Below are 16,784 nucleotides of genomic sequence, written 5' to 3'. Positions count from 1 at the left end.
CACCCACAGACTCCACTCTTGCCAGAGGTATACGTTGAAACCTTCGCGTTCCGCAGCCAGCCTCGTGCTCGCTCTCAGCCTCGCCTCCTGCTGTCTGCGCGCCCAGTTTCCGCAGCCCGACGGCGGCACCCTCGAACGTGGCTCACTCCCCGAGCACTGGCTCTCGGAAGGTCCCAAGTGCATGGAGATCCCCGAGTGGCAGGTCCACGAGTACAACCCCAACTTCTTCATCCTCCGCCAGTCGCCCTGCACTGACTACGAGAAACCCTTCGTCTTCCTCTTCTTCGGCAAAGACAGAGCCATGCTCGTCGACACCGGCTCGCGCAACGGCAACCTCGCCCCCGCCATCCAGACCACCGTCAAGAACTGGCTCACGCGCAACAACCGAACCAGCGTCCCGCTCATCGTCACGCACACCCACGCGCACGGCGACCACATCTTCGGCGACAAGGCTCTGCAGACTCTCAACGATCCCGCCCTCCCCATCACCTTCGTAGCGCCCGAAATCGAAGCCACGCGGAAGTTCTTCTCCATCGACGCGTGGCCTTCCGGCACCGGCCACATCGACCTCGGCGGCCGCGTCCTCGACATCGTGCCCATCCCCGGCCACAACAACGTCAGCATCGCCTTCTACGACCGCAACACCGGCATCCTGCTCTCCGGCGATAGCCTCTACCCTGGTCGCCTCTACGTGCAGGACTTCCCCGCCTTCCAGGCCAGCACCGAACGCCTCATCAAGTTCACGGAAGGCAAGCCTATCGCTCACATCCTCGGCAACCACATCGAGCAGACCAGCACCCCATTCCTCGATTACCCCGTCGGCACCATCTATCAGCCAAACGAGCACGAACTCGCCCTCTCGCGCGGCTCTCTCCTCGAACTCGAAGACACCCTGCTCTCCATGCACGGTACGCCCAAACGCCTCGCCCTGCGCGACTTCTCCGTCTGGCCGCAGGGACAAGCCTTCGCTGTCCCGAACGAACGCGCAAAATCCGCTCAGCATATGAAAGAACAGAAGGAAAAGATGTGGGATCACACCACACCTTAATCTCTGCATCAGGGTCTTTTATCTCAGCAGCACAACTCGCACCGGAGGCACCATGTACCACCGCACATCAGGCTTCATCCTCGCAGCAGCCGTCGCCCTGCTCGGCGCCGTTTCCTGGAACCTCGCTTCGAACACCTCCACGGCCTCCGCGCACGAAGACGCTTCCAAGCCAGAGTTCTACACCACTAAGGTCAAGCCCATCTTCGACGCAAACTGCGCCCGCTGCCACGGCGGCATGAACCATCGCGGCGGCCTCAACATCGACACCAGAGAATCGCTGCTCAAAGGCGGCCACACCGGCCCGGCCATCGTCCCCGGCGACCCCTCCAAGTCCCTCCTCGTGACCCTCATCCGCCACGAAGGCCCCGTCAGCGATCCCATGCCCATGCCCCCCAAAGGTGACAAGCTCTCCGACGCCGACATCGCCACCATGACCGCATGGATCAAAGCCGGAGCCGTCATGCCCGCTGCGCCCGCTCAGTAGCTTGCTTCGCAGACTGTCTGCCAGAGCACACACTCTCAGACATTGTCATTCTGAGCGCAGCGAAGGACCTGCTTCTGCAGTAGCGAGAGGCGAAGCGGCGAGCCTGTTCACACATCAAAAGAGCCAGGGCAACCGCCCTGGCTCTTTCGTTCTTGAAGATCAAATCTACTGTCCGCTATAAACCTTCGGAACTCCCAGGCTTCCCGCCTTCGGCAGATGCCGTAGGTACAGCACCATCTCCCACATATCCCGATCCCCAAAGTCTCCACTGAACCCCGGCATCCCCGACGGATAGATCCCGTTCTTGATAATCGAATTCAACTGCCCATCGGTATACGCCTGCACCTCGGGCGAAGCCAGCGACGGCACCTGCGGCGACATCGTCGCTGCAAACGGCACACCCGTATTCTGCCCATCCAAGCCGTGACACACCATGCACTCCGACGCGAATAGTCCCTTACCCTCTTCGATGTTCTCTTCCGTCGCCTTGATGGGGTTCACGTCCTTCTTCCCCCCCACCGTAACGTGATGCTTCGCCCAGTACGCTACTTTGGTCTCCGTAGGCGAAGGCGGTGTAGCGCGGCAGCCTGCAAGGGCCAGCGTTGAAAGCAATACAACCGTACCCGCAGAGAATCTCCCGCCCATAGCATTGAAGGGTACGGGCTTCAGCCCGTACATCGAACTTGCCACGGAAGCAGAGGGCTTTAGCCCCGGAGGGAAATGATCAGACAACCGGGCGAACCTTGAGCGCATACTTCCAAAACATCTCATACTTCTATCGTCGACTCCCCATCAAGAACCTACATCACCGCTTACGCGATGATGTCGTGGACAACATTCCCGGCAACGTCCGTCAGACGGAAGTCGCGACCGCTCGAGCGGAACGTCAGCTTCGTGTGGTCGATGCCCATCAGGTACAGGATCGTCGCGTGAATGTCATGCACATGCACCGGTTTGTCGACGACCTTCCATCCGAAGTCATCCGTCGCTCCGTACGTCATGCCGCCCTTGATGCCGCCACCCGCAAGCCACATCGTAAAGCCATGTGGATTATGATCTCGGCCAGCGTGCGTTCCCGCACCGCCCAGCTCCACCACCGGCGTACGCCCAAACTCCGAGCCACAAACAATGATCGTCTCGTCCAGCAGTCCGCGGCCCTTCAGATCCTTGATCAGCGCGGCGTACGGCTGATCCGAGTCCTTCGCGTTCTTGCGGTGCGCCTGGATGTCCTGGTGAGCGTCCCACGGATCGCCCGAGGAGTAATACACCTGCACCATGCGAACGCCCTTTTCAATCAGGCGTGCCGCCGTCAGGCAGCCACGAGCCGTCGAGCCCTCACCGTACATCTTGATCGTCGCGGCCGTCTCCTTGCGCACGTCGAATACATCCGGAGCCTCCGTCTGCATACGGAACGCCGTCTCCATCGAGCCGATCGTCGCCTCCAGTTGAGGATCGGCGTCAGCCTTGTCCGCACCATACGTCTCTTCCACATTCAGCGCGTCGAGCTTCTTCACAAGATCCATCTCCTTGCGCTGCTGCTCAATGTCGTACTTCGAATTGTGGATGTCAGGAATCAGCTTGTACGGATCGAAATCCTTGTTGCTCGTATCCGAAGAAACATACGTCGCCTGGTTCACCGCAGGCAGGAAGCCCGCGCTCCATAGCGGCGGTCCCACCGTCGTCGGCACCCGCGGACACAGCACCACAAAGCCCGGCAGGTTTTTGTTCGTCGTACCCAGTCCATACGTCAGCCACGATCCCATCGAAGGCCGACCGATGATGTTCGCGCCCGTGTTCATCATGATCAGCGCCGGCTCGTGGTTCGGTATCTCCGTGTACACCGACTTCACCACGCAGATGTCATCCGCGCACTCGCCAACATTCGGAAACAGCTCCGACACCTCGAGCCCGCTCTTGCCATACGTCTTGAACTCGAACGGCGACTTCATCAGCGTGCCGGTCTTGCGCTCGTGCCCCAGATCGCCACCCGGCATCGCCTGCCCATCGTACTTCGCCAGCATCGGCTTGTGATCGAAGCTGTCGATGTGCGACAGACCGCCGTTCATAAACAGGAAGATGACATGTTTTGCCTTCGGCTTGAAGTGCGGGTCCTTCAGCATCCACGGATTCGTCGCCGCCGTCGTCGCGTCCGCAGAACCTGGCTTCTCCTTATTCATCGATTCGGCTTGCGCGAGCGATTCGCCAATCATTCCGGCGAAACTCATCATCGCGAATCCGCCGCCGATCTTCCGCAGCGCTTCGCGTCGTGTAGTAGGCTTTGGCTTCTCACAGGACATAGTCTGTTCTCCTCCAAATCTTTGTCATACCCAACGGAATCTGTTTCCGCTGCTGCTGCTCATTCGTTTGTCATTCCCGCAGGGAATCTGCTTCTTCAATTCAAAAACGTAGCTAATTCAAAAATTCAAACTCATTCGAGCTGAACAGCACGCGACAGTATTCCTTCCACGCATTGATCGGCTGTTGGTCCACCACGTATCCTGGCTTGTCCGGCGTGGTCTTGATAAACTCAAGCCCCGTCTGCAACTCCGCAACGCTCGGCTCCCGGCCATACACCAGGTGATAGATCTCCTTGATGCGTGCCGTGTCGTCGCCCTTGCTGTACACCTTGGTCGTCAACACCTCCGCCTGCTTGTACACAAACGGATCGTTCATGAAGTACAACCGCTGCACCGGCACGTTCGTTGAGAACCGCTGCTCCGCCGTAAACGTCGGATTTGGGAAATCGAACGCCTGCAGGAACGGATCGATGCGGAAACGGCTCACCTTCGCATACACCGTGCGCTTGTCGTTATCCATGCCCAACGGTGTCGCCGGTCCGCCAACCTTTTTCAGGTCCAAATCGCCCGCAGCAAACAGCACCGAATCGCGCAGCTGCTCCGCATCCAGACGCTGTATCGAGAAGTGCGAGTAGTACCGGTTGAGCGGGTCCTTCACATGCTCTTCCTGCGTCTCCTTGCTGCTCTGCTGGTATACCGCCGACAGCATGATCATACGTTGCAGCTTCTTCAGCGACATCCCGTTCTTCGTAAACTGCGTCGCCAGGTAATCCAGCAGCTCAGGGTCCGAAGGCGGATCGCCCACCTTGCCGAAGTTGTCCGGCGTATTCACGATGCCCGTTCCAAAGTGCCACTTCCACACTCGGTTTACGAACACACGCGCCGCAATCGGACTTGCCACAATGTCGTTCGCCAGCTCCAGGCGTCCGCTCTCCTTGCTGCTGTACGGCTTCTTGTCAGCCGGACCCAGTACCGTCAGGAACGCACGAGGCACAATATCGCCCTGCGCATGCGGGTTGCCGCGTACATCGAGTGCAATGTTGATGATCTTCGGCTTGTCTGCCATCCCATGCACGAACGGATACACATCCGAGTCCGGCTGGGCTCCACCGCGACGTCCGCCGCCACCTCCACCGCCGCCCTGCGCATTCAGGTACGCCTGCTCCACCGGCCCAAGCCGACGCGTCAGGTCCCATCCGCGATAGCTGAACAACGCAGGATCGCCGCGCTCTTCACCCTCGTCGCCCGAACTCAGGCTCCGCACGAACAGGTCGGTGTAGAAGTTCGCCTCCTCAGGAGGCAGCACCTTTAGCTCCAGCGTGCAGCCCGGGCAGAACTGGTCGTACGTGTCGAAGTCATTCGGCTTCACGTCCTTCTCACGCCGAGTCGGCACACCAGCCTTCGCCTTGATCTTGTCGTTCTCTTCCTCGATCTTCTTGTTCTTGATCTCGATGTCGAGCACGCGCTTCTGGAACGAGTCTCCCAGGAACTTCGCCTGCTCCTCCGTGCCACCCTCCGCGACCATCAACTGCCAGTCCTTCAGATACGGGTAATACATGGGCTTCTTCGCCAGGAACTTCACCCAGCGATCCAGCTGCTCCGGATCGAGCTTCGCCTGGTCCGCGGCCTCTTCCACCTTCGCCTTCGGCTTGCCCATCACGCGCCAGGCAGCCACCATGTACTGCGAGCTCTGCGCCGCATACGCCTTCGCAACCGCCTCACCCGCAATCTTCTGGAAGTCCTGGTTCATCTCCTGCTTTTGATCGGCGGCCTTCCGCTTTTCCTCATAGAAGATCACCTCGGCATCGGGAACGAAGTTGTACTCCTTATACGTCGAGCTCGCGAAGATGCCGCCCAGCGCGTAGTAGTCCTTCGCCAGGATCGGATCGTACTTGTGATCGTGGCAGCGAGCACACGCCACCGTCAGCCCCAACATGCCGCGCGTCACCGCATCGATGCGCTCGTTGCGCTCGTCCGCGCGTCCCTGAATCGGCTCCGCCTGATCCCAAATCCACGGCGCTCCGCCAAGGAATCCGGTGCCCTTCAAATCCTCAGGCGTCGGATGCGGAGACATCAAATCGCCCGCCAGCTGCATCTTCACAAACTTGTCATACGGCGTATCGTCGTTGATCTGCTTGATCACCCAGTCGCGATACACCCATGCGCCATCGAACGGCATATATCCACGTCCGCGCGGATCGAGACCACGGATGTCGTCATCGCCATAGCGCGCAACGTCCAGCCAGTGCCGTCCCCAGCGCTCTCCATACCGAGGCGACGCCAGCAGCCGGTCCACCACCTTCGCATACGCGTCCGGCGAGCTGTCCTTCTCGAACGCCTCAATCTCTTCCATCGACGGTGGCAGGCCCGTCAGGTCCAGCGTCGCGCGACGAATCAGCGTGCGCTTGTCCGCCATCGGCGCAGGCTTCATGCCCTTCTCCGTCAGCTTCGCCAGCACAAAATGATCGATGTCCGTCTTCGCCCACGCCTTGAACGCAGGGTCTTTGATGTCCGGCACCGTCGGATCCTTCAGCGGGACGAACGACCAGAACTGGCGCATGTCCTCCGTGATCACCTTACCCGTGCGGACAGGGGCCGTCGTCGTCGGCCACGGTGCCCCCATGCGGATCCACTCCGACAGGAACTTGATCTCTCCATCGGTCAGCTTTGCTGAGCCCTTCGGCATCTTCAGCGTTCCCGTCTGGTGGACCGCCTCGATCAGCAGGCTCTTCTCCGGATCACCCGGAACGATCGCTGGTCCCGTCTTACCGCCCTTCAGCAGGTCCTCACGCGAGTTCATGCTCAACCCGCCCGCCGCGCGATCCTGATGGCAGCTGCCACACGAGTTCACCAGAATCGGTCGCACATTCGTCTCGAAATACTCGTCGCCCGGCGAACCCTTCGCCTGCGCCGCCGTCAACGTCGCGACCACCGGCAGCGTCTCTTCCGCGCTGTCCCAGTGCCCGCCGCGCTTCACCCACTCAACCAGGTTTGCGATGTCTCCATCCGGCAGCTTGCCACCCTTCGGCGGCATCGCCAGGTCCCCCTTATGCAGCACCGCCTGGATCAGCAGGCTCTTTTCTGGATCGCCGGGAACAATCGCAGCGCCCGAATCTCCGCCCTTCAGCAGCGACGCCCGCGAGTCCAGCCGCAGCCCACCCGCAGCCTCCGTCGTGTGGCACTGGTAGCAGCTCTGCGCCAGCACCGGCCGCACCTTCTGCGTGAAGAACTGCGTGTTGTCCTCATTCGAAGCCGTCGGCACCTGCGCCACCGCAGGGGTGGCCTTCGCCTGGCCATGCACCGTCGCGGTGCTCACAGCAAAGCTGCCGGCGACTGCGATTGTCGAGATACCAAGGATGCGGACAAATGTTCGCATAGTGTCGGAAGAACTTTTCACAGCGTCTCTCCATCGAGCGGGAAAACGGTCGTTGTTTCTGCTTCAAAGGCAGAGCCATCGCGGTCATCGCCATCGGACGAAACCTTCTGATGATCCCCACGCGAAAAACTCTCGATGTACTCAACCAGATCGAGGAACTCTTTGCCGTTACGGTGCAGGCTCATCCCCGCCGCAGGCAACTTCATATCCAGCGCCACCCGCGATCCGCAACTGTCTTCGCGGCTCTCACGACGCAGCACAATCACACGCGTCCCCAGGAACAGGGCCTCCGCCGTGTTATGCGTTACAAACACAATCGTCGGCTTCGTCTCGCTCCATACCGACCGCAGCAGTCGCTGCAGGCTCGCGCGCGTCGCCGGATCGAGCGCACTGAACGCCTCATCCATCAGCAGCACGCGCGACTTCATCATCAGCGCCTGCGCGATCGCCACGCGCTGCTGCATGCCGCCCGATAGCTGATGCGGATACTTCGCCGCGTCCGAAGCATGAAGGCCCATGTGCTCCAACTGCCGCATCGCCTCCGCGCGGACCGTCTTGCGGAACGCGCGGAACCCCGGCATCAGCCTCCCAAAGATGTGTGCCTTCGACGTCTCCGGCCCCATGCACAGGTTCTCGAGTACCGTGCGATCAGGAAACAGCGAGTACCTCTGCGGCACATACCCCGACCGCGAATCGACCCGCTCCACCGGCTTGCCTGCCACCGTAATCGAACCCGACGTCGGCGGCTCCTGGCCAAGCAGCATCCGCAGCAGCGTACTCTTGCCGCAGCCCGTCTCGCCCAGCAACACCACGCACTCGCCCTCTTCAATCTCCAGCGAGATGTTCTGCAGTACCGTGCGCTTGCCCTTGCGCCCTACCGTGTACGTCATCGAAACATCGTCAACGCGAATTGCCGTCGCCGCCGCAGTCAACGCACGCGCGCCGTTCGCCACCTCAACTGCCGAGGCGCTCGCCACATGCAGCTCAGGAGTCATTACGCCTGAAACCATGGGTGCATCCTCCTGTTCAGTGTGCGCAGCGAAAAATCAATCAGGAACAGCAGCAGCGCGACCCACAGCACGTACGGCAGAATCACATCCATGCCCATATGCCGCCGCATGATCGCAATGCGGTATGCCAGCCCATCGGACGCCGCAATCATCTCGCCCGCAAACAGAAACAGCATCATCGGCTTCAGGTTCAGCCTCAGGCTGTTGATCACCTGCGGCATAATCTGCCGCGACACCACGCGATACGCCACATCGAAATTGTTCGCATCCAGCGTGAACGCCTTCACGATCTGCTCCTGCGGGACCGCCTTCACCATCTGCGTCACATCCAGGATCATCGTCGGCGCCACGCCAATCACGATCAGCGCAATCTTCGACCACTCCTCGATGCCAAACACGATGAACAAAATCGGCAGCAGCGACAGCGCCACAATCTTGTCGAAGAACAGCACGAAGCGCATGAAGAACGCCCCAAACCACGGATACAACCCTATGTGCAGCGCCAGCACCACCGCTGGAATCAGCAGAGCCAGGCTAATCAAAAACCGTCGTCCGCTCGAGATCGTGTCCTTCACAATCATCGAGTGCTTGAACCGCTCCCACTTCGAAGCATTGTCCGCAGGGATGTAATCGTCCTCTTCCGCAGGCTCCAGCACCGAGGCATGAATCCCCGCCGCCAGCTGCGTCAGGCTTGGCACCACACGATCTTCAGGGTTCTCATGGTGCCGCCGCACCGAGGTCTGCATGTAAAGCCCCATGCAGATCACAAACAGCATGCACGATGCAGCCTGCATCAGCAGCCGGTTCGGCCGTGCCTGAATCTCGAAAGGTGAAAGGTTCGCCATAAATCCTTAGAGCTTTCCGCTACAACTTTCCAAGCTGTGCTGCCTGCATATAAGCCGAGTTGAAACGGAACCGCACTCGGTCCTTCTTGCCCTGGATCGTTCCGTTCGGATACAGAATCGCCACGTCATCGACCGACTTGATGCCCTGCCCCAGAAGCCCGTGGGTAAAGCAGAACTGCCGTACCAGGTCCATCTTCTTCTGTAGGTCGGGCCCGTTCGTAAAGCTCACCGCTGCTGCTGGCGCGCTGAACAACGCTGTTGTCTTGAGCTGTTCTTTATACGAATCAACCGAGTCGCCAGACGCAGCTGCTGAGTATTTGATCGCATTAGCCTGTCCCGCCGCCACCTGCTGAATCGTCTCGTACCACGCACCCGTAATCGCCTTCGCAAACTTCTGTCCGTTCGGCGTATTCAGCAGCTCCGTACGCACCACCAGCAGGTCGAGAATCTCGCCCGGAATCTTCGACGAATCGAAGATCGACTTCACGCTCTTGTCCGCCACAATCTGGCTCACCAGCGGCTTCCACGTCACCACCGCTTGGTTTCCCTTGTTATTCAGGAACGCCGCCACGATGTCCGAATCAGACGTGTTGATCAGCTTCAGCTTGTTCAGCTGCGCCTGCTGTCCGTTCAGCACCATGCCACGCTCCAGCAGGTACTCCGACACCGTCTTCTGCACCAGCATCACAGGTTTGCCCGGCAGCGTCGCAAAGGTCAGTCCGTTGCGCGTCAGCACCGCATCGTTGCCGTTGCTGTAGTCGCCCACAATGATCGCGGTCGAATCCACGCCCGCAGCCGCAGGCATATCGAGAGCTTCCATGTTCGTCATCGTGCACGCATCGATGTTCTTCGCCACAAACGAATCCAGCGACGCCGCATAGTCGAACCGCTGCACCTTGATCGCAATCCCGTACTTGTCCGCCCACTTCTTCAAAATCCCCGACTTCTGCATGTAGAAGTAAGGGTTCCATCCCGCATACACCGACCAGCCCACCGTGAACGTCGGCGTCTCCGCCTTGGCCTGCGGCGCAAACGACGCCATCGTCAGAACCATCGCTGCGGCGGCAACAACACGGGAGAGGTGCTTCTTCATCTGCTTCATGTGCATCCTGAAAATTGAATTCGTCTCGAACGGTTGACTTACTTCTCTCCACAGCAGCGGAGAGGCAGAACATCGCAGAGCTCACCCTTGCAGGTAAGTCGTCATGCGATATTGATAGCGCAAGCGTCGTGGCTCGCTAAGTACCGTGGAACTGATTATTAGTTTAGGCCTGAAAACGCTGCATTTCACGCGCTATACCCGATCCCGATTGCCCTGATAACGAGATCCGATACCGTGGGTCGACAGCGCTGCGTCGCATCAACAAAAGCGCGTCCCGCATCCTCTAATTCGCCTCTTTCATCGCGTCCGCGCCGCCCTTGCCACCCCCGCCCGGCTCCTTCTTCGGCTTGTAGCTGCCATCCAGAATCTGGTCGATCGTTGCCAGCATCTCCGGCGAATCCGGGGCCACATCAGGGTCCAACCGGGCCACCACCGCGCCCTTCTTGTCCACCACAAACTTGGTGTAGTTCCACGCCACGTCCCCGCCCGCAGGAGCTCCTTTGCCCTTCGTCAGAAACGTGTAAAACGGCAGCTCATCGTCGCCCGTCAGCTTAGACACGCCCATAATCGGAAAGTCCACCTTGGCATCCGCATAGGCCTTCAGAATCTCCGCCTGCGTCCCCGGCTCCGCCGCTCCAAACTCATTCGACGGCACGCCAATCACCACCAGACCCTTATCCTTGTAGGTGTCATTCAGCTTGATCAGCGCCGCCAACTGGTCGTTATAGCTGGACTTACGCCCCAGGTTCACCACCACCAGATACTTGTCCTTGTACTGCGACAGCGCCACATCCTTACCGTCCGGCCCGATCAGATGGAAGTCATACGCCGTCTCGGTCTTGGCATCGTCACCGCCAGCCGCATCGCCACCACCCCCGCCGCCGCGACGGCGCCCGCCGCCCTTGCCACCCGGCCCCTTCTCCCCACCACCTTTGTCTCCCGCAGCCTTGTCCCCCTTCTCCCCGCGACCCTTGTCCGCAGGCGCAGACGCTGCCGACGGATCCGTAGGCTTAGTCCTCTGAGCGAACGTCGACGTCGACGTCGCCAAGATCGCCAGAACAAACAACAGGGACAGGTAAGCACCGGACTTCCGTCCAGAAACCGTCACTTGAGAAAAATAGGACACAGGGCGCTGAGACACGTGGACACTCCTTGCGGCTGTCATACGGTATAGAGGTGCGATTGTCACTGGATAGAGAGAGTAGGAGCGGCGCGGGTCCAGCCTCACTACCTCACATTTAAGAACGAATCGCCGTTTGACGCAACACGAAACAAACCTGAAATCGCCCCACCCCCTCCCATCAAGGCGAGGGAATGAGGCGAGATCGGGGGTTAGAAGTTGTACTTACCCGAAAACTGGAACTGACGCGGCTGGTTCTGGATGGCCGTGTAGTTACCGAACTTCGCGCTGTTGATGCTCGTCGTCGGAGCGCCCATCACCACATTGTTCATCACGTTGAACACCTCGACCGTCAGCTTGAACGTCTGGTCGTGATACGTGCGGAAAGACTTGCTCAGACCGTCGTCGAAGTCGAGATAGCCGTTGTAACGAAGCTCGTTACGCTGACCCGTCTCACCCGGATACGCCGTGCGGAAGCTCGCTGCACCTTGTGCCGGCGTCGCCGACTTCAGTGAGGTTACATACGCCGCCGTACCCGCTCCCGCAATCCGGCGCTTGCCCGTTGCCAGCGGAGCCGTCTGCACCGCGTAGCTGCCCGAAGCAAAGTCTGTACCGTAGTAGCCGCTGTCAGCTGCCGACCACGGGAAGCCCGTGTTGTAGTGCATCGTTCCGTTCAACTGCCAGCCGCTGATGATCCGGTCCAGAATCGGCCCCGGCGTGCTCAGGAACCGCTGCCCCTTTCCGAACGGCAGCGACATGTTGTAGTTGCCCGTAATGAGGTGCCGCACATCGTAATCGGAAACCGCATACATCTGGCTCGGACTGAAGGCGTTGATCACGCGGTTCGGGCTACTCGCACTCTCCGGCGACGATCCCTGGTCCATCGACTTCGACAGCGTGTAGTTGAAGTCGTACTCGTTGCCATGCTTGAACACGTGGCGCACCGAAGCCTGCAGCGCGTTGTAATTGCTGTTGCCGATCGTCGAGTTCACGAAGATAGACGAATACTCAGGGAAGAAGAACTGGTACGGTCCCTTCGGGCTCGCCGTGCTCAGCTTCGTTCCCGCCACGCCCACGTCGAACAGGTAAAGCGTGTTCGTCTCGTTACCGACCTTCGCATCGCTGATCAGCGATGCATAGTAGGCCTGGGCTCCCGTGTAGGTCACGCCGCCGGTTGTGTAGCTCGCATTCGGGAAGACATTCTGAAAGTAGCCGCTCTTCGCCACATTTGCCGCCGGCACGCCAGCCGCAATCATCTTGTCGTACGCCGTCACTGCTTGGAAGTACGTCTGGTTGCTGCCCGCGTCATAGAGGTTGTTCGGCTCGGCAACGTCCAGGTTCTCCAGCGTGTGATGTCCCAGGCGACCCACGTAGGAGAGCGTCACCGTCAGACCGTGCGTCACCTCGCGTTGAACCGAAAGGTTGAACGTCTCCGCATACGGCGTCTTCTGCGTCTGGTTGATGTCGCTCACGAACGAGCCGTTGAAGTTCGTGTACGTGTAGTTCGGGTTTACGATCGGCAGCTGCTCCGGCGAGGTCGCAATGATCGGCACGCTCGGCGTGTTCAGGTAGCTCGTAAAGCGTGGAGTCACCTGCGGGTACGGATACGACGCTCCGTTGGCGAAGCTCAATGCAAACGCTCCGCCCGAATCGTAAGCATCGATCAGCGCCGATCCAAAGTGATCGTAGGCCAGCGCAAAGCCGCCGCGAACCGAGGTCTTGTTGTCCGGCGTCGCCCAGGCAAACGCCAGGCGCGGAGCAAAGTTCCCCTTCTGCGGTGTGTATAGATTCGGCTGTCCATTCGCCTGTCCGGCAGCCTGCACAGCAAACGGAGTGCTGTAGCTCGAACCCGCAGCAGAACCCGTCAAACGGTTCTTGAAGAATGTGCCGCCAAGGTTGATGCTCGGTGCAATTTGCTGACCATTCTCTTCATACGGCACGCCCAGGTACAGGTAGCGCAGGCCCGCCGTGATCGTCAGACGCTCCGTCGCCTTCCACTGGTCGGAGATATAGTACTCCTGCTCGAAGCTCTTGTAGATGTGGTGCGGCACCGTGCCCGCAGGAGCAGCCACCAGCTGATTGTTCTGCACCGAGTAGTTCGTATACGTCGTCGCCGTCGTAATGCCTCCAACGTTAGCCAGGATATTGTTGTTGTAGTTGCTCTGTGCCGATGTCTGCACCGCGCCATACACCGCCGTCGGATCCAGGTCACCGCCCGTGCCCGCAATCTTCGCCGCTGCCAGTGCCGAAGCCTGGATGCCAGCCGTCGAATACAGCGTGCTCGCCGAGTAACGATTGTTCGTGATCAGGCGATCGTTCACACCGAACTGAATCACATGCTTGCCCCTCACCCACGTCGCATCATCCACGAAGTTGTTCGTTACTAGGATGTAGTCCGAGTTCTTCGTCGTACCTGTCAGGTTCGCGAACGCCGAGAAGCTCACGTTCGGATGAGCGCCCGCGCCCTGCGTGTTGTTGTTCTGCCGAGTGAAGCCGTAACGGAAGTTGTTCGTCAGGCTCGGCGTCACCGACCAGATGTGGCCCACTGCAAAACCTTTGCTATTGCCATACACACTCGATGCCGGCACAGCGCCCGGACCCGAATCGAACTGCAGCGCTGCCGCCGAGTTGTCCTGCTCCAGCGTGCCGCGGAAGAACAGGCTCTGCTTGTCGTTGATGTTGTAGTCGAAGCGAACAACATTCGTAATCTGGTGGTTCGGGTTCGGCGACACGAAGGTGTATGCGCCCGTATTCAGACCATCACCCGCGGTGTTCGCATTCGAGTGCGGAAACAGGTTCATATAAGCAACCGCAGCGGAATCCGTGCCGGGCGTCGTGCAGGGGCTGGTGCACTGCGCATCCAGTCCGGCAATCATCGTCGGAGTCAGCGCATACGGCGTTCCGCTCGTACACGATGCCGCCGAGGCACACTTCGGATACACCACGTTTCCCGTCACCAGCCCACCAATGTTTGTTCCCGCAAGCGCGCCGCCAGCCGTCGGGTTCTGCACAGACGGTACCGTCTGTGTCACCACGGCATCGGACGCGTACTTGTAGCCTTCGTACGCTCCAAAGAAGAAAAGCTTGTTCTTGATGATTGGTGCTCCGAATGAAGCGCCATACGTGTTGATCAGCACCTTTGCCGGAATATTCGGCTTGCCCGCATTCAGCGCAGCCTGCTTCACAAACCAATTGTTCGCCACAATACCCGGATCGCGATAGTACTCATACGCGCTTCCATGAAAGCTGTTCGTACCGCTGCGCGTAGCTACCGAAACCTGAGCGCCCGACGAGCGCCCCGCATCCGCATTCGCATTCGTCGTCGTCACGCGGAACTCCTGTACTGAGTCGCGCGTCGAGCGCAGGATGCCGACAAATGCCGTACCCGCCGTCAGATCGTTGTTGTCCACACCGTCCAGCGTCAGGTTCGTCTGATCATTACGAGCGCCGTTCACCACACCGGTCAACGCCGACGTGTTCGCACCCGCCGAACTGGGATTGTTCGGATCAAGCGCCAGCACGCCCGGCTGCAGCGAAAGTAGATAGTTCACATTGTTCGCGATAAATGGCAGGTTCTGCACCTGTGAGCTGTTAAACGCCTTGCCCAGCGTCGCATCGGTCGAGTTCACCGTCTCAACACCAGCAGCCACATCCACCACTTCAGTGTTGCCGATAGTCAGCTTGAAGTTCACCTTCTGCGGTGTCGCCACCAGCAGTTCGATATCGGCCACCTGCGGCGCAAACGCTGCCGCGCTCACCGTCACGCGATACTTCGCTGGCAGAATCTGATCGAAGGTGTACTCTCCCTTCGATCCCGATTTGACCACCTTGATAAACCCCGTCGCCGGGTTCGAGAGCTCCACAGCCGCATCCGGAACGAGCGCTCCGCTTGGGTCCGTCACTGTGCCGCTCAGGCCAGTCGTATTCGTCTGCGCGTGCAACGAACCGCCCAGCGGAGACAACATCAGGCCAAGCACGAACAATATCGACAGGAAGAAGGGTGCAGGGGTTAAGCGCGTTATGCGTAGACGCATCGGTGCCTCCAAAATTTTCAGGGTGAACACATTGGCCTTCGTCCTCATCAGCGCGGCAACGTTGGCGCGCATCGGAGCTCTTGCTCAGAACCGGAGAACTGGCCTTCTGGTTGAATGATTCGGATACTACCGGGCGGCGACAACCAAACCAAAGCAGCATAGGCTTCCTCTATGCCGCGCATAAAACCACGTTCCACGACGCAAACTCTCACCCTTATATAGCTACCCACACACGCGCGCAGCCCCGTCTTTATTGCTCATCCACGCTCTCCCTCTCCAGACATATCGTTTTGCCTATATGCCCCATAGACGATTCCCCGAACACCAGCGAACCTCATTTTTGCTGAACTAGAATCGAATCCTATTCAGCGAACCATCACCTTTTTCGCACCCTTGTCATAGGAGCTTTTGAAGAATGTCCTCGCGCCCTCTCAGCTTGTCCGCGGCAAAATCCGTTCTCTGCTCCCTCACGCTTCTCGCCGCTCCCATTGCCCTCGCGCAGGACGCCACACCCACACCGCAGCCCGCCGCTGCCACCCACGTTCGTCCCCCCCGCGTCCCGCGCCCCGGCGTCAAGACCGACGGCATCTCCCGCCCCATGTCCGACCTCGTCACCGAGGCCGTCATCCCCGTCGAAGGCTCGCCCGACTGGGCCACCATCTCCAAGGACTCCATCTGGATCACCAGCGCCCGCGCCAACCACGTCGTTCAGATCCTCGCCGCCACCAGCAAGCCCGGCCTCATCATCGATGTGCCACGGCCCTGCTCCGGTCTCGCCTACGGCGCAGACTCCATCTGGATTCCCAGCTGTGGCAGCCACTCCGTCCTTCGCGTCGACGCCGCCACCGGTAAGACCCTCGCCACCATCCCCGGCGATCCCGCCAACTCCGAAGGCGGCATCACCTTCGGCGCAGACTCCGCCTGGATCGTCACCAAGCCCTCGACGCTCATTCGCATCGACCCCAAAACGAACACCGTCGCTGCCTCCGTCGAACTTCCCTCCGGCTCGCAGAACCCCCTCTTCGCCGACGGCTACATCTGGATCACCTCCTTCGAGCACGACAACCTGCTCAAGCTCGATCCCAAAACCAACGCCATCGTCGCCACCATCCCCGTCGGCCCCAAGCCGCGCTTCCTCACCTCCGGCGCCGGCTCCATCTGGACCCTCAACCAGGGTGACGGCTCCGTCTCCCGTGTCGAGATGAAGTCCGGCAAGCCCCTCGCCACCATCGCTCTCGGCATCCCCGGCACCGGCGGCGAGATCACCTTCGGCGCTGGCTCCGTCTGGCCCACCAACATTGACTTCCCCGTCTCTCAGATCGACGCTGCCACCAACAAGGTTGTCAAGCAGTGGGGTGGCCCCGGTGGCGATGGCATCAAGTTCGGCTTCGGCTCCGTCTGGCTCTCCAACGGCCACGAACAAACCGTCGCCCGGTTCTCACCCTCGCAGAAGTAGCTCCCAGGAATC

11 protein-coding genes are annotated in these 16,784 nt (G+C 59.9%); 3 read left to right on the top strand and 8 right to left on the bottom strand.

Going from position 1 to position 16,784, the window contains the following annotated elements; translation table 11 throughout:
* Positions 1-34: 34 nt before the first annotated feature.
* Positions 35-1,048, top strand: a complete 1,014-nt coding sequence (locus OHL14_RS04080; RefSeq protein ID WP_263378043.1) for an MBL fold metallo-hydrolase — start codon at positions 35-37, stop codon at positions 1,046-1,048.
* Positions 1,049-1,100: 52 nt separating this feature from the next.
* Positions 1,101-1,532 carry a c-type cytochrome domain-containing protein gene (locus OHL14_RS04075; RefSeq protein WP_263378042.1) on the top strand — a complete coding sequence of 144 codons (432 nt, stop codon included), beginning with the start codon at positions 1,101-1,103 and terminating at the stop codon, positions 1,530-1,532.
* Positions 1,533-1,697: 165 nt separating this feature from the next.
* Here the strand turns inward: OHL14_RS04075 and OHL14_RS04070 are convergent, their stop codons facing one another.
* The 8 genes from OHL14_RS04070 to OHL14_RS04035 form a co-directional block, all read right to left on the bottom strand.
* Positions 1,698-2,222, bottom strand: a complete 525-nt coding sequence (locus OHL14_RS04070) for a c-type cytochrome (RefSeq protein WP_263378041.1) — start codon at positions 2,220-2,222, stop codon at positions 1,698-1,700.
* 122 nt (positions 2,223-2,344) lie between these two features.
* Entirely contained in the window at positions 2,345-3,829 is a 1,485-nt protein-coding gene (locus tag OHL14_RS04065; protein ID WP_263378040.1) for a DUF1501 domain-containing protein, read from the bottom strand.
* Between the two features lie 112 nt (positions 3,830-3,941).
* The gene (locus tag OHL14_RS04060) at positions 3,942-7,226 is read right to left on the bottom strand and encodes a PSD1 and planctomycete cytochrome C domain-containing protein (RefSeq protein WP_263378039.1); all 3,285 of its coding nucleotides are present in this window, start codon (positions 7,224-7,226) and stop codon (positions 3,942-3,944) included.
* Positions 7,223-8,215 (bottom strand): ABC transporter ATP-binding protein, encoded by a 993-nt coding sequence (locus tag OHL14_RS04055; protein WP_263378038.1) that lies wholly within the window; start codon positions 8,213-8,215, stop codon positions 7,223-7,225. Before OHL14_RS04055 ends, OHL14_RS04060 begins: the two co-directional genes overlap by 4 nt.
* Positions 8,200-9,060, bottom strand: a complete 861-nt coding sequence (locus tag OHL14_RS04050; RefSeq protein WP_263378037.1) for an ABC transporter permease — start codon at positions 9,058-9,060, stop codon at positions 8,200-8,202. Before OHL14_RS04050 ends, OHL14_RS04055 begins: the two co-directional genes overlap by 16 nt.
* Before the next feature lie 19 nt (positions 9,061-9,079).
* Entirely contained in the window at positions 9,080-10,162 is a 1,083-nt protein-coding gene (locus OHL14_RS04045; protein WP_263378036.1) for a putative urea ABC transporter substrate-binding protein, read from the bottom strand.
* Positions 10,163-10,445: 283 nt separating this feature from the next.
* Complete coding sequence (locus OHL14_RS04040) at positions 10,446-11,303, bottom strand: glutathione peroxidase (RefSeq protein WP_263378035.1); 858 nt, start codon at positions 11,301-11,303, stop codon at positions 10,446-10,448.
* 191 nt (positions 11,304-11,494) lie between these two features.
* A complete protein-coding gene (locus OHL14_RS04035; RefSeq protein WP_263378034.1) occupies positions 11,495-15,316 on the bottom strand; it encodes a TonB-dependent receptor in 3,822 nt (1,273 codons plus the stop codon).
* 415 nt (positions 15,317-15,731) lie between these two features.
* Here OHL14_RS04035 and OHL14_RS04030 point away from each other — a divergent pair, with 415 nt between their 5' ends.
* Positions 15,732-16,772: a Vgb family protein gene (locus OHL14_RS04030; protein WP_263378033.1), complete on the top strand. Its 1,041-nt coding sequence runs from the start codon at positions 15,732-15,734 to the stop codon at positions 16,770-16,772.
* Positions 16,773-16,784 lie beyond the last annotated feature (12 nt).

It is taken from the genome of Granulicella paludicola, assembly GCF_025685545.1.
GTDB lineage: Bacteria > Acidobacteriota > Terriglobia > Terriglobales > Acidobacteriaceae > Granulicella > Granulicella paludicola.
This window is presented reverse-complemented; position numbering and strand designations above follow the sequence as displayed.